The organism is Streptomyces sp. H51, assembly GCF_035656535.1.
GTDB lineage: Bacteria > Actinomycetota > Actinomycetes > Streptomycetales > Streptomycetaceae > Streptomyces.
Genome location: NZ_JAYMHD010000015.1, coordinates 299,401 through 319,962 on the forward strand (window position 1 = coordinate 299,401; position 20,562 = coordinate 319,962).

Below are 20,562 nucleotides of genomic sequence, written 5' to 3' on the forward strand. Positions count from 1 at the left end.
CGGTGACGGGTCCGGGTCACGGCTCGGGGGCCGCCCGCACCACGCCGGCGGCGATCGCGGCGCCGAGGGCCGCGTGGTCGGCGGCCGTCTGGTCGGCGTAGCTCAGCGCGAAGTCGGCGACGGCGCGGTCGAAGGTGTCGGCGCCGCCGAGGTAGGCGGCGATGGCGACCCGGTCGCCGGAGCGGGCGTGCGCCCGGGCCAGCACGGCGCCGCACAGCCGGGCGTAGGCCCGCAGGTCGCCCGGCCGCATCCCGGCGACGTCCGGCAGGACCGTCGCGTCGCGCAGCTGCCGCCAGTAGAAGGGGCGGCCCTGCGGTCCGCTCGTCCAGCCGAGGAAGACGTCGCGGCCGGCCTGCAGCAGTCGCTGCCCGGCCACCACCCGGTGACCGTGGTGGTCATAGGGCCCGCTGTTCAGGTGGTCCTCCAGCACGGCCCTGCGGGCCTCCTTCAGCTGGAGGAACAGCAGGTCGTCGGCGTTCTTCCGGCCGGTGCGGCCGTCGCGCCCGGCGAGCAGGACGAGGAAGCAGCGGGTGCCGACGCTACCGACGCCGACGGTCTTGCGGGCCGCGTCCACGAAGCGGTAGCGGTCCAGGAGCAGACGGTGCTCCCCGGACAGGGTCGAACGGTAGTCGCTGAAGATCTTGCGGATGGACGCCGTGTCCGGCATCCCGGCGGGTTCGAGGAGCGGCGGGTCGTGGACGATCCGGAGGCCGCCGTCGACGACCTCGGTCAGCCGGCGCAGGGCCCGCAGGCCGGTATGGCGGCGGGCCCGGTTCAGGCTGCCGGACCCCTCGGGCCCGTGCCGGGCGACGGAGCGGACCAGGGGCAGCAGGCTGCGGGCGTCGACGCGCTCGTACCAGACCTCCAGCTCGCCCCGGCGCGCCAGCCGCCGCATGTGCCTGCGGTAGGCGGCGGCCGCCTCGGCCGCCGCGCGGTGGACCGCGGCGTCCTCGTGCCCGTTCTCGCGGCCGGCCACGGCGACGGAGACCGCGAGCCGTTTGACGTCCCACTCGAAGGGGCCGGGGAAGGTCTCGTCGAAGTCGTTCAGGTCGAACAGCGGGGTGCCTTCGGGCGAGGTGTGCAGGCCGAAGTTGAGCAGGTGGGCGTCGCCGCACAGCTGGACGGTCAGTCCGGTGTGCGGGCGGGCGGCGAGGTCGGCGGCCATCACGGCGGCGGCCCCGCGCAGGAACGCCAGCGGCGAGGCCGCCATGCGCGCGTGACGGACCGGCAGCAGCTCCGGCAGCCGGTCGCGGCCCTGCCGCTCCAGTAGGGCGACGGGGTCGCCCCGGTCGACGGGCGGGACCCACGCGGCGTGCGCGGAGCGGGGGACGCGGCCGCGGGCGGCCTTGCCGCTCGCGGCCCGGTCGGCCCGGTCTGCCCGGTCGGCCCGGTCTGTCGGGGCGGTCATCGCGGGCACCGCCGCGCCCCATGGCTGCCCATCACGCCTCCGGTCGAGTCGCCGTCCTTCGCCTCCTGTTGGCAGTGAAGGCGGGCGGGCGGCCGGGCGCATGCCGGGTACGGCGTTCGGGTGACGGCCGGGCGGGGCCGGTCCGGGCCGGAACGGGTGGGCGCGGGTGGGCCCGGGTCGGCCCAGGTGGGCCCGGGTCGGCCCAGGCGGACCCGGGTCGGCCCAGGCGGACCCGGGTCGGCCCAGGCGGACCCGGGTCGGCCCAGGTGGGCCCGGGTCGGCCCAGGTGGGCCCGGTTGTCAGTGCCGTCCTGGAGGATGACCGCACTGGCAGTGGGACGGTGACCCCGGTGCGGGGTCCGGCGGGTGGAGGCCTGCATGGGTGACGGACTGCGGTACATCGGGGCACCGGAGCGGCGGGCACGGCTCGCGACGCGGCAGCGGCTGGCGGGGGCGGCCCGGGCCGGGACGCCGGAGGAGGTGGCCGACGCGCTGGTCGCCCTGCACGGCTCGGACCCCGCGACGGTGTACCTGGCCGTGGGCGCGCGGCTCGCGGACCCGTCGAGGACCGTGCCGGAGACCGAGCGGGCGCTGTACGGGGACCGGACCCTGGTGCGCATGCACGGCATGCGGCACACGGTGTTCGTCTTCCCCACCCACCTCACCGCGGCCGTACACGCCTCGACCTCGCTGGCCGTCGCCGCCCGGGAGCGGGCCACGCTGCTGAAGAACATGGCGAAGGCCGGGGCGCCGGACGCGGCCTGGCTGAAGGAGGTCGAGGAGTCGGTGCTGGCCGCGCTGGCCCGGCGCGGGCAGGCGACGGCGGCCGAGCTCGCCGCGGACGAGCCGCGCCTGAAGGAGCGGTTCGTGTACGCGCCCGGCAAGAGCTACGAGGGCGTCCACACCGTCTCGACGCAGCTGCTGAGGGTGCTGGGTGTGGAGGGCAAGGTGGTACGGGGCCGGCCGCTGGGCTCCTGGACGTCGAGCCAGTTCCGCTGGGCCGTCGCCCCCGGCCACCCCGAGCTGGACGCGGCCGGGGCGCAGGCGGCCGTGCTGGAGCGCCGGCTGCGTGCGTGCGGGCCGGCCACGGAGGCCGACCTGGTGTGGTGGACCGGGTGGCGGGTGACCGACGTGCGGCGCGCGCTGGCGGCGATCGGAGCGCGGCCGGTGTCCCTGGACGAGGGCACGGGGTACGTGGTCGACGGCGACGTCGACCCGGTCGAGGGGCCCGCGGAGCCGTGGGCGGCGCTGCTGCCCGCGCTGGACCCGACGGCGATGGGCTGGCAGCAGCGGGACTGGTACCTCGCGCCGGAGCTGCGGCCGCTGCTGTTCGACCGCAGCGGCAACGTGGGGCCGACCGTGTGGTGGAACGGGCGGGTGGTGGGCGGCTGGGCCCAGCGGGACGACGGGGAGATCGTATGGCGGCTGTCGCCCACCGCGGACGTGGGCCGGGAGGCGGAGGCGGCGATCGAGGCGGAGGCGGAGCGGCTGCGCGGGTGGGTCGGCACGACCCGGGTGACGCCGCGGTTCCGGACGCCGCTGGAGCGGGAGCTGGCGGGGTAACCGCGGCGGTCCCGACCCCCGCCCCCGACCCCGGACGCCGGGCACCACCCGCCACCGGACCCCGGACGCCGGACGCCGGGCCCCCGGACGCCCGGGGCGGGCCTCAGACGCCGGGCACCTGTCGGCAGAGGCCCACAGACGCCGGTCGCCGACCGGCAGACGCTCACAGACGCCGGTCGCCCGGCCCGAGGCGGTATCCCAACACCGGGCGCCGCCCCGCCGGAAGCGGGCGCACGAGTATCGGGTGCCCGCCGGAAGCGGGCGTGCGAACGCCGGGCGCCCGCCCGAAGGGGGCGCCCGGCGTCATGCGGTCACCGGGTGTAGCGCATCAGCGCGCGCACCATGTGGCACGTCGTGTCCGACGGCGGGTGGACGCCGATCGTCTCGGCGGTGCTGCGGATGGTCTCGTTGCGGGCCTGGTTCGGCACGTGGACGCCGGAGTCGAGCAGGGCGATGGCGAGCCGCATCGCCTTCAGCCGGCGGTTGTGCGAGACGTACCACTCCCGCGGACGGCCCGGCGGCAACGGGCGCTTCTCCACGGGCTCGTAGGGCCGGTCGAGCAGGACGGGGCGCTTGGCGGTCGACTGGGTGGGCAGCGGCTTCGGCTTCAGTGCGGCAGCGGGCACAGGCATCCTCCTGTCGCGGTCGGGGTGACGACCGGGGACCTCGGCGCCCCCGGTCCAACCCTCGAACACTGGTACCAGTTTACCGCCCGGCACTGACAAAAGCCCCTGGCCACAAGGGCTTTCGCGGGTGCCTGGAGAGGGCGTGGGGGCCGCTTCTCGCGTACCGTGGGCGGCATGGAGATCTGGATCAATCCGGCCTGTTCGAAGTGCCGCAGCGCGATCGGGCTGCTCGACGCGGAGGGCGCCGACTACACCGTCCGCCGCTATCTGGAGGACGTTCCCGGCGAGGACGAGATCAGGGACGTGCTCGCCCGCCTCGGCCTCGAACCGTGGGACATCACGCGCACCCAGGAGGCCGAGGCCAAGGAGCTCGGGCTGAAGGACTGGGCCCGGGACGACGCCTCCCGCGACCGGTGGATCGCGGCGCTCGCCGAGCACCCCCGGCTGATCCAGCGCCCGATCATCACCGCGGACGACGGCACGGCGGTCGTCGCCCGCACGGAGGAGGCCGTACGGGACGCTCTGTCCCGTTAGTCAACGGTTTGGCGGGTGGCGGGAGTTGACGGCGTCTCGCCTGTTACCCTCCGCGGCCATGGTCTTCCATGATCCTTACACCCAGTGGGTGGTCGAACAAGAGCGCCTGCGCAGGAGGCGGCGGCGCACCCGGCTCGTGGTGGGCGTCGCACTCGCCGTCGCCGTCGCGGCCGGGCTCGTGCTGTACTCCGTCGATGCCCGAGACGTCCCGGCGGCGGCGCCTTCGGCGGACGCGGGCGGCACGACGGCGTCCGCGTCGCCGGGTGCCGCCACCCTCCCCTCCGGCGCCCCGTCCGCCCTGCCCTCGCTGCTCGCGCTCCCCGTGGTCCGGCCCGAGCAGGCGTTCCCGGAGCGGGCCGTGCGCCTGGCCGACGGCTCCCGGTACGAGCGGGTGGACCTGGCCACCACGACCGAGTGCGCGGACGGCATGTCGCAGGAACTGGCGACCGTGGCGACGCACGGGCAGGGCTGCCTCCGGCTGAGCTCGGCGCTGTTCACGGACGCCGCGCGGCGTTCCCAGGTGACGGTCACCGTGGTGAGTTTCCGGCGGCCCGAGGACGCGTGGCTGGTGTTCGGGATGGCGTCGACGGATCCGGTGACGTACCAGGTGGTCTCGCTCGATCCGCCGCCCGGGGCGGGGCTGCCGACCGTACCGCCCGGTTCGGCGGGTGTCTTCCGGCGGCAGGCGACCGTGCGGTCCGTGGTGTTCGCCAACGGGCAGTGGGGCGACGGCTCCGAGACGCGGGAGGCGCGGCTCACCGCGGAGACCGAGGGGCTGCTGAAGTACGTCGACGACAAGGTGGCGGCGTACGAGGAGGGCCGGGACGCCGGACTGTGAGCCGGCCGCAAGTCCGGTGTGAAGGAGATTACTTCGGTGATCCGCCCGGTCGCTGAGCAGTTTCGTTCGGCATCCCGTACATAGCGCCGTACGCTCCCCTACCTCTCAGGAGGCGCGCATGTCGCGCAGGAGAACACTCGGCACGAGGAAGAAGGTCGCGCTGCTGGTGAGCGCGGCGGCGGTGGCGGGAGGCGGTGCCTTCGTCATGGCGAGCACCTCGAACGCCGCTCAGCCGCAGCCCCAGCGGACCCTGTCCGCCGCGGACTCGGCCGTCTGCCAGGGACTCGCCACCGCCCTCGGCAACAACCAGAGGTTCATCGAAGGCCAACGGGCCGCACCAGACGCCCGGTCGGCGGCCCGGATCGCCAACCGCGAGGCGGTCATCGAGCAGATCAAGGTCCAGCAGAAGGCGTCCGGTTGCGTGGTGGGGGAGTCGGCTCAGGGCTCCCGGCCGACGCAGCCGACGCGGAACGGACAGCAGGCACAGAACGGGCGGAACACCGCCCAGCCGTCACAGGCCGCCGCCCGGCTGCAGGTCTGCAACGGCTCCACCGTCACCCTCTCCGGCGAGGGCGGCGCGCCGGCCGCGTCCAGCGACCGGTTCCCGGCCGGAACGACGCTGAAGGTCACCAACCTGGACAACGGCAAGTCCACGACGGTGAAGGTCGCTTCGGTGTCCGGCAGCTGCCTGCTGCTGAACGACGCGGCGTTCGAGCAGGTGCGGGAGCCCGGCAAGTTCCTGATCCGCCGGGCGCTGATCGAGAAGGTGGGCTGAGGCTCAGGGCCGCAGGAACCCGGTGAAGTGTAGCCGCATTCGCAGACACTTCGCCCTCCGCGGGCGTCGGGTGGCCTGTGCCAACGAGCGACGAGCGCGTGCCATCGCACTCTGATACGGGATGGCCTTATCGTGGGCGGTGCCTCCGGGGTTTGCCGACAGCTCCCCTGGAGGCACCCTGGTTATTCAGGCCTTGGCCGCCGCGACTTCCCGGGCCCGTTCTGCCAGTGCCCTGACGGAGCGGGTCTTGGAGTGCGGAGCTAGCTGCTTGCGCATCGTGGAGAAGTGGTCGTCACCGCGGACGGACGAGACGTGTTCGTACTCGGTGAGGAAGCGCTGCCAGGACTCGCAGGCGGCATCAAGGTGGCCGTACTTCAGTTGCCGCTGGGCCAGCACCGCATAAGCGTGGACGCGGCCCTGCCGCTCCTGCGCGGGCTGCACACGGATCGATTGCTTCATCGCCTTGATGCTGCCGGGGAGATCTCCCTCCTCCATCAGCACATGCGACACGTGGAACAGATAAGCAGTCTGGTCGTAGCCGCCAATGGCGTCGCGACGGTTGTCGGCCTGCGACAGCGCTGCCTCCGCCTCCTGCAGCCGCGCATGGGCCTGACGCCGGTCGCCGACCATTGATGCCGCGTGGGCTTGTTGCCCGCGCAGGAACGCCACCAGGCGAGGGCCAGCCGACGGTGCCGCCTCCGCCGCCGAGTCAGCAAGTTCCAACGCCATCCGGCCATGTCCGAGGTTGGCGGCCTGCAGTGACATGCCGCGCAGCGTCCGACAGTAGGTGACGTGGTCCTGCGCCTCATCAGCCAGTTTCAGCGCCTTCACGTAGTACGTCTGGCCCAGGCCATGAGCCTTCTCGTACATTGCCATCCAGCCCGTCAGATACGTGAGGTCCGACGCAGCGGCGAGCATGTCACTCTTCACTCGTCCAGAGGACTCCGCCCGCAGCCACGGGCCGACGGTGTTGACGAGGAACGCGGCCGCCATGGGGCGCGCATGGCCAGCGCCGAACTCGTCCAAGATGTCGGCGATCCGCTCAGTCATCGAGCGCACCGAGGCAACTTGAGAGGCGCCTATGCGAGTGGTCGCCTTCCCTGGGGTGATCTGGTCATCAGCGGCGCGTGCGCTGGAGTGGAATGCAGGCACGGCAAGTGCGGCAGAGAAGAGGGTCGCACCCAACATGGCTCGGCGGGATGGATCCATATCCGCCCTTCCTAGGTCGATCAACTCCTCCACAGTGTCGAGCGACTGCGAGCCGCCATTGACCATGGCGGGCTGCAGCCCGGCTTCTGCGTGCGTAACTGGCCGGCCTAACCGCGAGGAGAATGCCTCAAGGATCAGCGGCCTGACCTCGGGTTTTGGCGGCGTACCGGCGATCCAGTGCGCGACGGCCGTCCGGTCGTACGACAGTTGCAATCCTGCCTGCGGGCCAAGTCGATTGACCTGCTGTGCCAGTTGCGTGCGTGTCCATCGCGCCTGATCAAGCAGGCTGGCCAGGGCAGGGTTGGGCGTGCGTTTTCTCGTGGCCATGTACTCAACTCCCGACAGCTCCATGGCGTTCACGGCGTTCGCGGTCCCACCTGGTCTCCACCGTACCCGCAGACCGTGAGCGTGCGATTACCTCTACGAGTAAAGCGAACGATCTCAGCCTCGGGAGCAGTTGTGTTGCCCCAGGAGAGAACAGGCTGACGTCGCTCGCCTGCTCCTTACTTGTCTGTGCACCCACGGAGATCCGCGCGCATGTCTTCCTTCCCGCCCGAAGCATCTGCACTCCACGAGTTCCTGGTAACCGGAAACGAGCCGAGATACCAGTGGCCGGCGTTCATGACTGCTGAGCCGTGGATCGGCGGCAACACACGGATCCGGGTCCGTCCGCGGCTCACCGCCGTCCGCTGGCCCGGCAACATCGACGCCGCCGCACGCGTGGCCGCCATGCTCGCGGACAACGCTTTCGTTCACGCGAAGCCCCTCGACGGAAACGTCATCGGCATTCGGCTCGTGTGGCCGCAGGACTCCGACGACCTGGTCATCGAGGTGGATGACGCGGTCCCCGACTTCCCCGGCTTCGACAAGGTCAGCACGCCGCCGACCCAGGGCGGGAAGCCACACGGCTTGTGGTGGGTGCACCACTACCGCGGCTGCCTGGCCTGGTGCATCAAGCGCAACGACGAAGGTGAGCCGATCGGGAAGACCGTGCAGGTCATCCTGCCGACGAGCTGGGGCGAATAACCGCCGGCAGCCGTCACGTCCCCCAAATCACCTCCCCAACCAACGAGGCATCCATGCCCGATTCCTTAACGACCGCTGCCCCCTCTATCCGCCGCCCTGAGGCGGGGACCTCCACCGACGGCATGAGCCTGATCGTCAGCCCGGTCGGTGCCGACTCCGATCTCCGCGCCGCGCTGGAGGATCTGAAGCTGGGGCGCTACTTGGCCGCCCGCGACCTGTTGTCCCGGACCAGCTCGCACTGGGCGCTGCGAACGAGCCGCAGTCAGTTACTCGCGGTCGGCGCAGGCGAGGCAGGCGTCTTCTTCACCTGGCAGAACGAAGAGCCGAAGAGCGCACACGCCTCAATGATGTGGGCGCGAGCGCTCACCCGGGCAGCGGTGGATGCCTACCGAAACGACGACGATCACCAGGTGGTGGCGCGCGCTGCAGGCCTCGCGCGGCAGGCCTGCCTGAAGGCGGCGGATCTGTGGCCTGCCTGCCCGGTGCCGTGGATCTGCCTGCTGCATCTGACGCAGCTCCCATTCGATGCACACCACTTCGACCCCCATGCCCATACCCGCCCAACACCGTGGGACCGGCTGGAGGACCCCACGATGCCCTTCCCAGGGCCGTGGCCGATCCTCGCCGAGATCAATCGGCGTCATCCCGGCAGCCGGGAGGGCCATCACCGCATGCGGGAGTACTTTCTGCGCCGCGGCGGCGGCGCAGGCATCGCCATGCAGTACTCGTCCTGGCTGGTCTCAGGCCGCACCCCGGACCCCCAATTGCTGATGCTGCCCGTGTACTCGCTCATGGACCTCTACCGGGAGCGGCACAGCAAGGGCGGTTCGCTGCAGTTCTGGCTCACCGAGCAGGTCGGGCACTACGCGCGCCGAGCCTACGACGACTGGTTCGTCCACGTCCCGACCACCGAGTACTCATGGGTGCCGCTGTCGGGAGCTGCGCGCGGTGCTGTCCGCCCGGCACATCCCCGCCCAGTGGACGGTCGAGCCACCCAGAGGGGACTTCCTCGGGGACTTCACCCGCACGCACGGCCCGCAGCTCCACGGCCTCGCCCTGGCCTGCCTCGTCGCCGCCGCCCGCTACCGGCACATCGAGACCACCATCGGCCCGGCGCTCAGCGGCGGCCGGCTGCTGGTCTCCGACCGGTACCTGGCATCGACACTCGTCCTGCAACGGGCCGACGGCGTGCCGATGGACTTCCTGCTGCTGCTCAACGACTACGCGCTCAAGCCCGACCTGGCGGTCATCCTGACCGCTGCTCCCGGCACGATCGCAGGCCGCATCGCGCAGTCGGGCATCACCCACCGTTTCCGGGCCGACCCTGACGCGCCCGCGCTGGAAGTCGAGCTCTACCGCGACGCCGCGAACCTCCTCGAGGACCGTGGATCCACAGTGCTCGTGATCGACACCACCGAACTCACCCCATCGGAGGTCGCGCACCGAATCGCGGACGCGGTCCCCTCCGTCCGGCTAGCGTCGGGGAATTCAGCCACCACCCCGACCCCACAGGAAACATGAGCGGACAGCCGGCACAGCCCATCATCGACACCCACGTCCTCCTCCGCGACGGCGACAAGATCCTCCTGTCGCAGCGAGGCGGCCCCTACGGCTACGGTCGGTGGCACCTGCCCTCCGGCAAGCTGGACCAGGGCGAACCCCTCACCGTCGGGGCAGCACGCGAACTGTTCGAGGAGACCGGTGTCAGGACCGACCCCGACCACCTCGAACTCCGGCACGTCGTGCACCACCGGCAGGAAGACGGCTCCGAGCGCATCGGGTTCTTCTTCGTGGCCACCCGGTGGGAGGGAACGCCCACGAACAAGGAGCCCGAGAAGTGCCTCGCCCTCCAGTGGTTCGCCGACCATGACCTGCCCGAGGACATCATCGAGTACCCCGGAGCAGGCCTGCACGGCTGCATCGGCCCATCCAGCACCCTGACGCTGCACGGCTGGCAGTAACCCGGCAACGCCCGGGCCCAAGACGGCCCCGTCCGTCCACTTCCCCCGTGGTGGATGGGCGGGGCCGACCATCCGGGTGCGCTCGTTGTCGTCGATCGCGGCGATCACGGCGGCCTGGTAGTCGGCGAGACGCTGCCAGGCGTCATCAAGTACCGCGGCGACCCGCGCAGTTACGGTGGCCGCATCGCCGGGGGTCAGCGGCGGAAACTCGTACGCCATCACGGACGCCAAGACAGTTCGTGGGGGCGTCGGCGGTGCGCCGAATCCAGCGGGGCGATGACCAGGGTGTCCCCGCCGGTCGGCTCGTCCGGGACGGTCGCGTCCTCTGAGGCGGAACCCCCGAGGGACCATCCCCGCGGGTGCGGGGAGCACAAGGTTGCGCCGCCGACATGACGAGCGCATGCCCCGATGAGATCCCGGACGAACGCCGGCATACGGCTCGGCGTGAGCTCTTCGACGGCGGCACGCAGGGCGTCGGGGGTCAGGGCGGGCATGGGGGTGAGCGGCTCGCCGGGCTGCGGCTGCGCGTGCAGCGCGGTCACGGTCGTGCTCCCGGTTCGGGGGTAGGCGCTGGCTGCGTTCGAGACGGTACCCGCACCGCACCGGATCGACGGCCTGATCCCGGAGCGCCGGGGAAGACCGCGTGGGCGGAACTGGTCCCGCGGTGAGGACGGCGGGCCGCCGCCGGGCCGCACGGCGCCGCCGGCCGGCGTCCGGTCAGCGCGGTGGCAGGGCCTGCTCGGTCCAGATGCACTTGCCGGTCGGCGTGAACCGCGTGCCCCACCGATGGGACATGGCCGCGACCAACTGGAGTCCGCGCCCGCCCTCGTCGGTCTCGGCGGCGCGGCGGATGCGGGGGGTGGTGAGGCTGCCGTCGGAGACCTCGCAGATCAGGTTCCGACCGCGGAGCAGGCGCAGTTGGATCGGCCCCTTGGCGTGCCGGACGACATTGCCGACCAGCTCGCTGACCAGCAGTTCCGTCGTCATGGACAGCTCCTCCAACTGCCAGGCGGCCAGTTGGTCGGTGACATGGTGGCGGGCTTCGCCGGCGGCGATGGGGTTGTCCGGCAGCGACCACGAGGCGATCCGCTCGGGGTCCAGGCAGTGCGTGCGGGCGATCAGCAGGGCGGCATCGTCCTGGGTCGCCATCTGCTCCGGCAGCAGCGCGGTGACCAGGGCGTCGCACAGGCGGTCCAGGTCGCGGAGGGACTCGGTGCCCGCGGTGGTCAGGGCCTGGCGGGGACGGTCCGCGCCGGGCTTGGCGGCCTCCGCGAGGGCCCGGCTGAGCAGGACCATCCCCTCGTTGATGTCGACCGTGGACGACTCGACCAGGCCGTCGGTGTAGAGCACCAGGAGGCTGCCGGCCGGGATCTGAATCTCATGGGTCTCGAAGGGCGGGAAGGCGGCGCCCAGCGGCGGGTCGGGGGAGACGTCCAGGAATCGGACCGTGCCGTCGGGGCGGACCAGGGCGGGCGGTGGGTGCCCGGCGTTGGCGAAGGTGCACACGCCGGTGGTCGGGTCGTAGGTGGAGTACAGGCAGGTGGCGTAGAAGTCGTCGCCGAGGTCGCCGACCAGGTCGTTGAGGTGGGTGAGCAGTTCGTCCGGTGGGAGTTCCAGATCGGCGAGGGTGTGGACGGCGGTCCGCAGCCGGCCCATCGTGGCCGCCTCGGAGAGCCCGTGGCCCATCACGTCGCCGATGACCAGGGCGACCCGCTCCCCGGAGAGCGGGATGAGGTCGTACCAGTCGCCGCCGACCTGCATGCCCTCGCCGGCGGGCAGGTAGTGGGCGGCGGCGGTGACGGCGGGCAGCAGGGGCAGGGTGCGGGGCAGCAGGCCCCGTTGCAGCTCCTGGGCGCGGGTGTGCTCGGCGTCGTACAGGCGGGCCCGCTCCAGGGCCTGGGCGACCAGGCCGCTGAGGGCGATCAGCAGGGAGCGGTCTTCCTGGGAGAACTGCCGCGGCTGGCTGAAGGAGACGACGCAGTACCCGATCTGCTGGTCGGAGGCGATCAGCGGGAGGAACGCCCAGGCCCGCTTGCCGCTCTCGTAGAGGTAGCCGATCGCGTCGGGGTGCCTCTCGGCGTACTCCTTCGGATTGCGCAGGAAGATCGGGGAGCGCGTGGTGAGCACCTGGACCACGGCGGACATCTGCGAGAACGGGATCTTCCGTACGGTGTCCAGGAACGCCTCCGGATAGCCGGCGGAGCCGACGATGCGTGGCCGTCCGTCCTCGATGAGCTGGCAGAGCAGACCGGTGGCACCGAACGGCGGAAGCATCCGGTCGGCCACCGCCTTCACCACGTCCTGGACGGTCAGCGCCTCGGCCAGTGCCGACGTCAGTTCCCCCATACGGGTGACGCGCTGCGCCGCGGCTCGCGCGGCGGCGGACCGTTCGACCTCCCGCTCGCGGCGCTCGGTGATGTCCGTGATGTGGGCGGTGAACCCGTCCGGGACTGGGGCGAGCCGTACGTGGTACCAGCGGGGGGTGCCGGGCCAGTCGGTGTCGAAGCCCACCGGGGCCTGTGCCGCCTCGGCCTCCCGATAGCGGGTGGCCATCCCGGTCCCCCGGATCACCGGGAGGTCCCACAGGACGGTTCCCATCACCTCCTCGGGGCGGCCGAGGAGGCGCCGCGCCGCGGCGTTGGCGAAGGTGATCCGCGCCTGACGGTCGACCGCCAGGAACCCGTCGCTCATCTCCCACAGCGCGCTGCGGACGATGTTCTCGTCGGGCCCGGGCGGCCGGGGGACCGTGCGGGTGTCGTCCCGGCGGTCCTCGGGCCGCCCCGACGCGGTGGTGTGGGCAAGTCGCAGGTGCGCCCTGATCCAGTTCGCCACCCTCGCCAGGAAGGCGTACTGGGCGTCGTCGAGACCGCCGAAGGCGGGCGTCAGCACCGACAGGGAGCCCGTCAGACCGTCCGCGGTCAGCAGCGGCACGGACACGATGCCGCGCTGCTCGGAGGAGGCCCGGGCCGGTGCCTCGGGGGGTGTCGCCCTGGGCGGTACCGACTCGGGAGGTGCGGCGGCGGCGCGGCGGCCCGGGCCGGGCCACCGGGCGGCCCGGACGCGGACGTCGCACGCTCCGCGGGGCGTGAACTCGGCAGCCTCCCCGGTGGCGCCTTCCTCCTCGGCGAGGAGCGGGCCGGTGAGCCCGACGCCGGCCACCACCCGGGGCACCCCGTGCCCGGCGTCCTCACTCAGCCGGGCCAGACCGCCCAGACCCCCGAGCTCGGCCACCGCCTGCGCCAGCGCGAGTTCCAGTATCTCGGGGTGGCTCAGGTCCTCGCCCGCGGCCGCCAGCAGCTCGAGCCGCACCTCCTCGATCGGTGTTACCTCGGGGTTGTCCCTCCGTGGGTGCTGCTCTTCCACACCCATGACGCCACCTGTTCGTTCCTCGGGGCTCGGCGCTGCGGGTCGGGATCCCGCCATCGCGCTCTACAGCACTCCATTACCGGACATATTCGGGGAAAGGTTTCACCCTCGCCAGTCACACACCGGCGCCCCGCGACGCGCCGCCGCCCCGAGCGCCGTTACCTTTTCGGTGGCCCCGCAATGGGGCGCCTGGCCCCCCGGGCCCGGTACGGCTGTCTGCCCCCTGTCGAAGGGATGACCTGGGGGGTGTTGCCGCCGGGCTTCGGGGCACCGCATGATCGCTGATGAGGGGCTTGACGACCGCCTGTCCCGACGCAGTGCCGGACCGTTGAGGGCGGGGATGTCTGCGTAACGTGGTTGTCGGCGTGTGGTGCCGCAGGGACGGCCAGGATCGGGCACGAGTGCACGTCGAGGGGGCACGCGCGTATGGTCGACACCGTCGGCCTGGATCTGTGCCTCGGCCTTGACCTGGGCAAGGAGTTCAACCACGCCCTTGGTCCGACCGGGCAGGGCAAGACCGTCCACGACAGGCGGCTGCCCAAAACCGAGCCGAAGCTGCGGGAGCTGTTCGAGAAGCTGGCCGGGAAGTTCAGCGCTGTCCTGGTCGTCGTCGACCAGGTCGCCGACATCGGCGCCCTGCCGATCGCCGCCGCCCGCGCGTCGGGCTGCCGGATCGCTGTCTGCCCGGGCTGTCGATGCGCCGCGCCGCCGACCTCTACCCCGGCGAGGCCAAGACCCAATGCCGGGAAGTTTGGGGACCGAGCCGATTGTCAAGCTGTTCGGGGAAGTTGAAGTTCGCCATGCTCCGCGACGGCACCTTCTACGAACCACGCGTCCCCGAAGCAGCCATCGCATGACCACCTCCGGCTTGACGAGGGACATAGAGGCACCCCCCGCCCGGGGCCGCTCGTGCCCGGCCGCGGGGACGCTCACTCCCATCGCATACGAGCCGCCCGCCCCGCCGCTCACGACTGCGAACGACGTGCCCTCGCCCCCGTCCGCGTCCTCACACCGTGAATCCGGACACACCACGACCAGGTAACACGGGGTTCACCGTCGGGCAACGGACGGGAAATCGCCCGTTGACAGGCTCCCGGCATCACACCGCGGCGCTCCGGTGCCGCAGCGCCGCGGCACCCGCAAGTGCGCCCAGACCCACCCCGAAGGATGTGGCCCGTGAGCTTCAAGGCTGAGTACATCTGGATCGACGGCACCGAGCCGACGGCCAAGCTGCGTTCGAAGACCAAGATCCTCACAGACTCGGACAAGGGTGCCACGGCTGCCGAGCTGCCGATCTGGGGCTTCGACGGGTCCTCCACCAACCAGGCCGAGGGCCACGCCTCGGACCGCGTGCTCAAGCCGGTCTTCTCCTGCCCGGACCCGATCCGCGGCGGCGACGACGTCCTGGTGCTGTGCGAGGTCCTGAACATCGACCTCACCCCGCACGCCAGCAACACCCGGGCCGCGCTCGCGGAAGTGGCGGAGAAGTTCGCCGCCCAGGAGCCGATCTTCGGCATCGAGCAGGAGTACACGTTCTTCCAGGACGGCTACCCGCTCGGCTTCCCCAAGGGCGGCTTCCCGGCCCCGCAGGGCGGCTACTACTGCGGTGTCGGCGCGGACGAGATCTTCGGCCGTGACGTCGTCGAGGCGCACCTGGACAACTGCCTGAAGGCGGGCCTCGGCATCTCCGGCATCAACGCCGAGGTCATGCCCGGCCAGTGGGAGTTCCAGGTGGGCCCGCTGGCCCCGCTGGAGGTCGCGGACCAGCTGTGGGTGGCCCGCTGGCTGCTCTACCGCACCGCCGAGGACTTCGCCGTCTCCGCCACCCTCGACCCCAAGCCGGTCAAGGGCGACTGGAACGGCGCCGGCGCGCACACCAACTTCTCCACCAAGGCGATGCGCGAGGGCTACGACGCGATCATCACCGCCTGCGAGTCGCTCGGCGAGGGCTCCAAGCCGCTCGACCACGTCAAGAACTACGGCGCCGGCATCGACGACCGCCTGACCGGCCTGCACGAGACCGCCCCGTGGGACAAGTACTCCTACGGCGTGTCCGACCGCGGCGCCTCGGTCCGCATCCCGTGGCAGGTCGAGAAGGACGGCAAGGGCTACATCGAGGACCGCCGTCCGAACGCCAACGTCGACCCGTACGTCGTGACCCGCCTGCTCGTGGACACCTGCTGCACCGCGCTGGAGAAGGCCGGCCAGGTCTGATCCCCGCCGCCCGGCTCCGAGGGGGCGCCCGCCGTCACGGCCACGGCGGGCGCCCCCTCGCGCCGCGTCCCGGCGGCCGCCGCGTGCGCGGCCGCGGCTTGTGTGACGGCGGCGTGCGCGGCGGCGGCTTGTACGACAGCGGCGTGCGCGGCGGCGGCTTCCGGCCGGGAAAGCGTCCGAGCAGTGAGAGGAGGGTCCTGGAGGAGGCCGGTGTCTGCTTCAATGGGCCCATGGCCAGCTTCCAGAAGTGCACCGCGACGGGTCGCCATGACCTCGAGCCCTTCTGGCCCTCCCGTCAGCACCACGACTTCGACCGAGTGTGTTGCCGCGCGACGAACGCGCCGGCCCTCTGAAGCCGTATCGACCCCCGGCCCCAGGCCAGCGCGCAACGGCGTACGTCCCTCGACGAACCTCTCGCGCGAAAAGAGCTGACCCCTCATGGCGACCCTGCGTTCCCTGCCCACCGCCCCGCTCGACTCCTCCTCCCCCGCCTTCCCCACCTCCCCTCCGTCCCCGGCGCCCCGGCAGCGGCTGCGCGCCGTGGACCGGGACGAAGTGATCGACGTCGCGGAGTTCCTGCCGCCGGGCGCCACCTGGCTGCCCGCGCCCCCGCACACCCTGCCCACGCTGCCGGGCCGGCCGCCGATGGTGGGCTACCTGGTCCTGATCCCCGCCGACCACCCGAGCCTCGCCCCGGTCGACGCCCCCGACGACGTCGCTGACAACGCCGCCGAGCCGCTGGTCAGGATCGACCCCGTGGAGCGCACCGCGGCCGTCGACGGCCGTGACCTCGACCTCACCTACCTGGAGTTCGAGCTGCTCGCGCACCTCGTGGCGCACCCCAACCGGGTGCACACCCGCGACCAGCTGGTCACCACGGTGTGGGGGTACGGGCACGTCGGCGACGGACGCACGGTCGACGTGCACATCGCCCGGTTGCGCCGCAAGCTGGGCACCGAGCACCGGCAGGTGATCCGGACGGTCCGCCGGGTCGGCTACAAGTACGCGCCGCCGACGGGCCGCTGATCCTCTGCTGACGGCAGATCCGCCTTCCGTCCCGCCGCCGCACCGGGCACAGTCCCCGGTATGAGACTTCTGGTGCTGGGTGGGACGGAATTCGCCGGACGGGCCGTCGTCCGGGCGGCGCTCGGGCGCGGCTGGGAGGTGACGGTCTTACACCGGGGACGGCACGAACCCCCGGAGGGGGCAAGGTCGTTGCTGGGCGACCGTACCGCGCCCGGCGGGCTCGCCGCGCTGGCAGAGGGCACCTGGGACGCCGTCGTCGACACCTGGTCGGCGGCGCCCCGGCGGGTGCGCGACACGGCGCGGCTGCTGCGGGGCCGCGCCGGCCGGTACGCGTACGTCTCCAGCTGCTCGGTGTACACCTGGGCCCCGCCCGCCGGATACGCCGAGGACGCGCCGCTGGTCGAGGGCGCCCGCGCCGACGCGGACACCACCGACTACGCCCGCGACAAGCGGGGCGGCGAACTGGCCGCGGTGGAGGGCTTCGGTGCCGATCGCGCCCTGCTGGTCCGGGCCGGGCTGCTGCTCGGCCCGCACGAGAACGTCGGCCGGCTGCCGTGGTGGCTGAACCGGATCGCCCGCGGCGGCCCCGTCCTCGCCCCGGGACCGCGGGGGCTGCCCCTGCAGTACGTCGACGTGCGCGACCTGGCCGACTGGATCGTCGGCGGCCTCGAACGCGGGCTGAGCGGACCGTACAACCTGATGAGCCCGCAGGGACACGCCACGATGGGCGAGCTCCTCCAGGCGTGCGTGGAGGTCACCGGTGCGGCGGCCGAGCTGCGCTGGACGGACCCGGAGGTGATCCTCGCCGCGGGCATCGAGCCGTGGACCCAGCTGCCGGTGTGGGTGCCGCCGGGCAGCGACCTGCACGACGCGCTGCACTCCGCGGACGTGTCCCGGGCGGTGGCCGCGGGCCTGTCCTGCCGTCCCGTCCGGGAGACCGTCGCCGACACCTGGGCGTGGCTCCGGGACATCGGCGGCACGGCTCCGACGCGGCCGGGCCGGACCGCTCCCGGGCTGGCCCCGGAGGCGGAGGCGGCGGTGCTCGGTGCGGCCGGAGGGGTTCCTGGCACCACCCCCTGACCGGGGAACCGGGGCTCGAGGTGTCGGACGGCGACGATCGACACCTTCCGGCCGTACCGGCCCGGCTCGACCGTACCGGCCCAGCTCGGCCCCGTCCGCTGACCACACCCGGTGAAGTGCCGACAACTGCCCCTGCTGTCAGTGCAGTTGAAACCTCTGTGCCGGACGGAACACGCAATAATCTGCGGGTCCGGTGAACACCCCTGGGACCCCTTGCGTATGTGAGGGAGCCGCTTCACTCCTGTCGGGCGCCTCGAGCTGCCCCGCAAGGAAGTCAGAGGAGTTCCATGGGACGCAACACACGAAAACGCCGTACGCCGCTGGCCACCAAGGTCATTGCCGCATCGGCGGCCCTAGCGCTCGGTGGGGGCGGGCTGATCTGGGCGAACTTCTACGCCTCGGCTCATGAGTCGAACTCGGTGCAGAACACCACGAAGGCCGCCACCGGACAGGTGGTGACCATCTCGTGCCCGGACGTGGGCCAGAAGCTGACGAACGTGCCGGCCCGGGCCCGGCAAGGTGTGGCCACGGAGCTGGCGAACCTCGACAAGCAGATCACCGAGGCCTACGCACGCCTCGCCTCCACGCGCCAGGCGCAGACCAATGACGCGAACTTCGTGCAGAACGCGATCGTCGGTCCGCTGAAGGAGAAGCGCGCCGCGACCATCGACCGCATCCGGATCGACATCCAGCGGGTGGGCGGCTCCTTCGACGGCTCGCCGGCACAGCTCGCCGCGTGCACCACCCTGACCGCCGACCAGACCACGGCGGGCGGACAGCAGAACGGCGGACAGCAGAACGGCGGCCAGCAGCAAGGCGGACAGCAGCAGGGCGGTCAGCAGAACGGCGGTCAGCAGCAGGGCAGCAACGGGCAGGCCGGCAACGGCCCGACCGCCGCCGACTTCGTGGACATCACGAAGGTCCAGCCTAACGTCGCCGCGAAGCCGCGCCGGACCGCCAACGCCTCGACCGGCACCTTCACCACCCGGTGCGGCGTGAACGCGAACAAGAACCACAACACCGACAACGTCATCGTGGCGCCGGGCGTGGCCAACGGCGCGCACCACCTGCACGACTACGTCGGCAACCAGAAGGTCAACGCGTTCTCCGACAACCAGACGTTCCTGCAGGGCGGCACCAGCTGCCAGAACAGGAACGACCTGTCGTCGTACTACTGGCCGGTGGTCCGCGTCCAGGACGGCACGCAGGACTTCGACCAGAACAAGGACGGCGGCGGCAAGGAAGGCAACGTCGGCAGGATCCTGACCCCGGTGTCGGCCCAGATCAAGTACGTGGGCAGTCCGACCGGCAAGGTGGTCGCGATGCCGCAGTTCCTGCGCATCATCACCGGTGACGCGAAGACCACCACCAACGGCCTGGCGAACGCCAACGCCCACTGGAGCTGCACCGGCTTCGAGAACAAGGTCCAGCTGACGACGCAGTACCCGATCTGCCCGCAGGGCAGCAAGGTGGTGCGGACGTTCGCCTTCCAGAGCTGCTGGGACGGGCAGAACGTCGACAGCGCCAACCACCGCACGCACGTGGCCTTCGCCGACGCGAGCGGCAACTGCGGGGGCGGCTTCAAGGCGATCCCGCAGCTGACGATGCGCCTGACGTACAACATCACGCCGCCGACCGTCCAGAACGGCGTGGTGAAGAACGCGTACGCGGTGGACGGCTTCCCGGACCAGCTGCACAAGGCGGCCACCGACCACGACGACTTCATCAGTGTCACGACCGGCGGCCTGGCGAACAAGATCGCCAACTGCGTCAACAGCGGACAACGCTGCCAGTGACGAGGCACTGACCGGGATTCCGGCGAGCGGGCGGTGGGAATCCTCTCCCACCGCCCGCTCCGTCGTGCCGGGGCACCGAGCTGCCGCTCAGCCGCCGTGGCCGCCGTGGCCGCCGTGCCCGGAGTGGTCGGCGCCGGCCTCCAGGTCGCCGCCCAGCGTGCCGCGCAGCTCCTCGACCAGCCCGTCGTCGCCGACGGCGACCCACTTGCGGCCGACGAGGTAGTGACCGCCGTAGTCCTTGGCGTCGTCGAGCCATTCGCGCTGGCCGCGGTCGGTGGCGAAGGTGGCGAGGACGAACCTGCCGTCGGGGACCCTGCAGATGGCCTGGCGGATCTCGTCGGCGTCCGTCTGGATGTCCGGCCTGCACTTCACCCGGGCGGCCAGGCTCTCCAGGCTGCCGCCGGCGGTGGCCGGCACCTTGGCGGCCGCGGCGCCGTCGCCCGAACAGCCCGCCAGTGCCACCACGGCCGCGGCGCCGGCCACCGCGAGCATCGGTCGGGTCAGCCTCATCTGTTCCTCCGGTCCCGTCACGGCCCCGGCGAGGGGCCCTTCCCCTTTCGATACGGCTGCGGGGCGCGGGGCGCTCAAATCCCGCGCGCGTACGAGTACGGGTGTGCGAGGGTGTAGCCCGTGAACCAGGACTGGGAAGAGCGCGTGGCCGCCGCCTGGGCGACCTTCGAGGACTACGCCGAGGACGACGGGGCCGCCTTCCGGGCGGTGATCGACGAGTTGGTCGCCGAACTGCCCGCCGACAGCCCGCTCGGGCCCTTCGAGCAGGCCTGCGCCTGGGACTCCACCGGTCACTCGGACCGGGCCGTGCCGCTGTACCGGGAGGCGCTCGCCCGCGGGCTGGACGACGTCAGCCGCTACAGGGGCAGGCGGACCAGGATCCAGCTCGCCAGTTCGCTGCGCAACATCGGACAGCCCGAGGCGGGCGTCGAGCTGCTGCTGCCCGAACTGGAAGCCGAATCGGACGAGTTGGACGACGCTGTGCGGGCGACTCTGGCGCTGTGCCTGTCCGCGCTCGGCCGGGACCGCGAGGGCCTGTCCCTCGTCATCGGCGCACTCGCCCGCCATCTGCCGCGCTACCAGCGGTCCATGGCGAACTACGCGCGGCTGCTGGTGGAGCCCGGGGCCTGAT

The 20,562-nt window shown here is 72.0% G+C and carries 19 protein-coding genes; 13 read left to right on the plus strand and 6 right to left on the minus strand.

From position 1 onward, the window contains the following. Window positions 1–16: 16 nt before the first annotated feature. Window positions 17–1,408, minus strand: coding sequence for a DUF2252 domain-containing protein (locus VKA29_RS04505; RefSeq protein ID WP_324783840.1), 1,392 nt, complete (start codon window positions 1,406–1,408; stop codon window positions 17–19). A gap of 377 nt (window positions 1,409–1,785) precedes the next feature. On the opposite strand from VKA29_RS04505, the gene VKA29_RS04510 reads away from it, so the two are divergent. Beyond that, on the plus strand, window positions 1,786–2,970 hold the full coding sequence (locus VKA29_RS04510) for a winged helix DNA-binding domain-containing protein (protein WP_324783841.1): 1,185 nt from the start codon (window positions 1,786–1,788) through the stop codon (window positions 2,968–2,970). Between the two features lie 311 nt (window positions 2,971–3,281). Here VKA29_RS04510 and VKA29_RS04515 read toward each other — a convergent pair whose 3' ends face one another. Next, window positions 3,282–3,596 carry a hypothetical protein gene (locus VKA29_RS04515; protein ID WP_324783842.1) on the minus strand — a complete coding sequence of 105 codons (315 nt, stop codon included), beginning with the start codon at window positions 3,594–3,596 and terminating at the stop codon, window positions 3,282–3,284. A 174-nt stretch (window positions 3,597–3,770) separates the two neighbouring features. Here VKA29_RS04515 and VKA29_RS04520 point away from each other — a divergent pair, with 174 nt between their 5' ends. The 3 genes from VKA29_RS04520 (at window position 3,771) to VKA29_RS04530 (ending at window position 5,743) form a co-directional block, all read left to right on the plus strand. Further along, entirely contained in the window at window positions 3,771–4,130 is a 360-nt protein-coding gene (locus VKA29_RS04520) for an arsenate reductase family protein (RefSeq protein ID WP_324783843.1), read from the plus strand. A gap of 58 nt (window positions 4,131–4,188) precedes the next feature. Beyond that, window positions 4,189–4,968 carry a hypothetical protein gene (locus VKA29_RS04525; protein ID WP_324783844.1) on the plus strand — a complete coding sequence of 260 codons (780 nt, stop codon included), beginning with the start codon at window positions 4,189–4,191 and terminating at the stop codon, window positions 4,966–4,968. A 118-nt stretch (window positions 4,969–5,086) separates the two neighbouring features. Further along, window positions 5,087–5,743, plus strand: a complete 657-nt coding sequence (locus VKA29_RS04530) for a hypothetical protein (protein ID WP_324783845.1) — start codon at window positions 5,087–5,089, stop codon at window positions 5,741–5,743. A gap of 186 nt (window positions 5,744–5,929) precedes the next feature. On the opposite strand, the gene VKA29_RS04535 is transcribed toward VKA29_RS04530, so the two are convergent. Further along, a complete protein-coding gene (locus VKA29_RS04535) occupies window positions 5,930–7,279 on the minus strand; it encodes a hypothetical protein (RefSeq protein WP_324783886.1) in 1,350 nt (449 codons plus the stop codon). A 210-nt stretch (window positions 7,280–7,489) separates the two neighbouring features. Between VKA29_RS04535 and VKA29_RS04540 the strand changes: the two genes are divergently transcribed. Next, on the plus strand, window positions 7,490–7,978 hold the full coding sequence (locus VKA29_RS04540; RefSeq protein WP_324783846.1) for a hypothetical protein: 489 nt from the start codon (window positions 7,490–7,492) through the stop codon (window positions 7,976–7,978). A 341-nt stretch (window positions 7,979–8,319) separates the two neighbouring features. Here the strand turns inward: VKA29_RS04540 and VKA29_RS04545 are convergent, their stop codons facing one another. Further along, window positions 8,320–8,526 (minus strand): hypothetical protein, encoded by a 207-nt coding sequence (locus tag VKA29_RS04545; protein ID WP_324783847.1) that lies wholly within the window; start codon window positions 8,524–8,526, stop codon window positions 8,320–8,322. Window positions 8,527–8,917: 391 nt separating this feature from the next. Between VKA29_RS04545 and VKA29_RS04550 the strand changes: the two genes are divergently transcribed. Both VKA29_RS04550 and VKA29_RS04555 read left to right on the plus strand, forming a co-directional pair. Then, window positions 8,918–9,499: a dTMP kinase gene (locus VKA29_RS04550; RefSeq protein WP_324783887.1), complete on the plus strand. Its 582-nt coding sequence runs from the start codon at window positions 8,918–8,920 to the stop codon at window positions 9,497–9,499. After that, window positions 9,496–9,939, plus strand: coding sequence for an NUDIX hydrolase (locus VKA29_RS04555; RefSeq protein ID WP_324783848.1), 444 nt, complete (start codon window positions 9,496–9,498; stop codon window positions 9,937–9,939). Before VKA29_RS04550 ends, VKA29_RS04555 begins: the two co-directional genes overlap by 4 nt. 717 nt (window positions 9,940–10,656) lie before the next feature. Here the strand turns inward: VKA29_RS04555 and VKA29_RS04560 are convergent. After that, window positions 10,657–13,308, minus strand: coding sequence for a SpoIIE family protein phosphatase (locus tag VKA29_RS04560; RefSeq protein ID WP_324783849.1), 2,652 nt, complete (start codon window positions 13,306–13,308; stop codon window positions 10,657–10,659). A 423-nt stretch (window positions 13,309–13,731) separates the two neighbouring features. Here VKA29_RS04560 and VKA29_RS04565 point away from each other — a divergent pair, with 423 nt between their 5' ends. The 5 genes from VKA29_RS04565 (at window position 13,732) to VKA29_RS04585 (ending at window position 19,421) form a co-directional block, all read left to right on the plus strand. Continuing rightward, window positions 13,732–14,097 (plus strand): IS110 family transposase, encoded by a 366-nt coding sequence (locus tag VKA29_RS04565; RefSeq protein WP_324783850.1) that lies wholly within the window; start codon window positions 13,732–13,734, stop codon window positions 14,095–14,097. Window positions 14,098–14,481: 384 nt separating this feature from the next. Continuing rightward, window positions 14,482–15,519, plus strand: a complete 1,038-nt coding sequence (glnII, locus tag VKA29_RS04570; RefSeq protein WP_324783851.1) for a glutamine synthetase — start codon at window positions 14,482–14,484, stop codon at window positions 15,517–15,519. A gap of 438 nt (window positions 15,520–15,957) precedes the next feature. Further along, window positions 15,958–16,545 carry a winged helix-turn-helix domain-containing protein gene (locus VKA29_RS04575; RefSeq protein WP_324783852.1) on the plus strand — a complete coding sequence of 196 codons (588 nt, stop codon included), beginning with the start codon at window positions 15,958–15,960 and terminating at the stop codon, window positions 16,543–16,545. 60 nt (window positions 16,546–16,605) lie between these two features. After that, entirely contained in the window at window positions 16,606–17,625 is a 1,020-nt protein-coding gene (locus VKA29_RS04580) for an NAD-dependent epimerase/dehydratase family protein (protein WP_324783853.1), read from the plus strand. 287 nt (window positions 17,626–17,912) lie between these two features. Then, window positions 17,913–19,421: a DUF1996 domain-containing protein gene (locus tag VKA29_RS04585; RefSeq protein WP_324783854.1), complete on the plus strand. Its 1,509-nt coding sequence runs from the start codon at window positions 17,913–17,915 to the stop codon at window positions 19,419–19,421. A gap of 87 nt (window positions 19,422–19,508) precedes the next feature. Here the strand turns inward: VKA29_RS04585 and VKA29_RS04590 are convergent, their stop codons facing one another. Next, a complete protein-coding gene (locus tag VKA29_RS04590) occupies window positions 19,509–19,931 on the minus strand; it encodes a hypothetical protein (RefSeq protein WP_324783855.1) in 423 nt (140 codons plus the stop codon). A 120-nt stretch (window positions 19,932–20,051) separates the two neighbouring features. Between VKA29_RS04590 and VKA29_RS04595 the strand changes: the two genes are divergently transcribed. Next, a complete protein-coding gene (locus VKA29_RS04595) occupies window positions 20,052–20,561 on the plus strand; it encodes a tetratricopeptide repeat protein (protein ID WP_324783856.1) in 510 nt (169 codons plus the stop codon). Window position 20,562: the final 1 nt, after the last annotated feature.

Bases quoted from the DNA above. Each gene is read 5' to 3' on its own strand.
- VKA29_RS04505 (WP_324783840.1), bottom strand. From the start codon at position 1,408: ATGACCGCCCCGACAGACCGGGCCGACCGGGCAGACCGGGCCGACCGG.
- VKA29_RS04510 (WP_324783841.1), top strand. From the start codon at position 1,786: ATGGGTGACGGACTGCGGTACATCGGGGCACCGGAGCGGCGGGCACGG.
- VKA29_RS04520 (WP_324783843.1), top strand. From the start codon at position 3,771: ATGGAGATCTGGATCAATCCGGCCTGTTCGAAGTGCCGCAGCGCGATC.
- VKA29_RS04525 (WP_324783844.1), top strand. From the start codon at position 4,189: ATGGTCTTCCATGATCCTTACACCCAGTGGGTGGTCGAACAAGAGCGC.
- VKA29_RS04530 (WP_324783845.1), top strand. From the start codon at position 5,087: ATGTCGCGCAGGAGAACACTCGGCACGAGGAAGAAGGTCGCGCTGCTG.
- VKA29_RS04535 (WP_324783886.1), bottom strand. From the start codon at position 7,279: ATGGCCACGAGAAAACGCACGCCCAACCCTGCCCTGGCCAGCCTGCTT.
- VKA29_RS04540 (WP_324783846.1), top strand. From the start codon at position 7,490: ATGTCTTCCTTCCCGCCCGAAGCATCTGCACTCCACGAGTTCCTGGTA.
- VKA29_RS04545 (WP_324783847.1), bottom strand. From the start codon at position 8,526: ATGGGGGTCGAAGTGGTGTGCATCGAATGGGAGCTGCGTCAGATGCAG.
- VKA29_RS04555 (WP_324783848.1), top strand. From the start codon at position 9,496: ATGAGCGGACAGCCGGCACAGCCCATCATCGACACCCACGTCCTCCTC.
- VKA29_RS04560 (WP_324783849.1), bottom strand. From the start codon at position 13,308: ATGGGTGTGGAAGAGCAGCACCCACGGAGGGACAACCCCGAGGTAACA.
- VKA29_RS04565 (WP_324783850.1), top strand. From the start codon at position 13,732: ATGGTCGACACCGTCGGCCTGGATCTGTGCCTCGGCCTTGACCTGGGC.
- VKA29_RS04575 (WP_324783852.1), top strand. From the start codon at position 15,958: ATGGCGACCCTGCGTTCCCTGCCCACCGCCCCGCTCGACTCCTCCTCC.
- VKA29_RS04580 (WP_324783853.1), top strand. From the start codon at position 16,606: ATGAGACTTCTGGTGCTGGGTGGGACGGAATTCGCCGGACGGGCCGTC.
- VKA29_RS04585 (WP_324783854.1), top strand. From the start codon at position 17,913: ATGGGACGCAACACACGAAAACGCCGTACGCCGCTGGCCACCAAGGTC.
- VKA29_RS04590 (WP_324783855.1), bottom strand. From the start codon at position 19,931: ATGAGGCTGACCCGACCGATGCTCGCGGTGGCCGGCGCCGCGGCCGTG.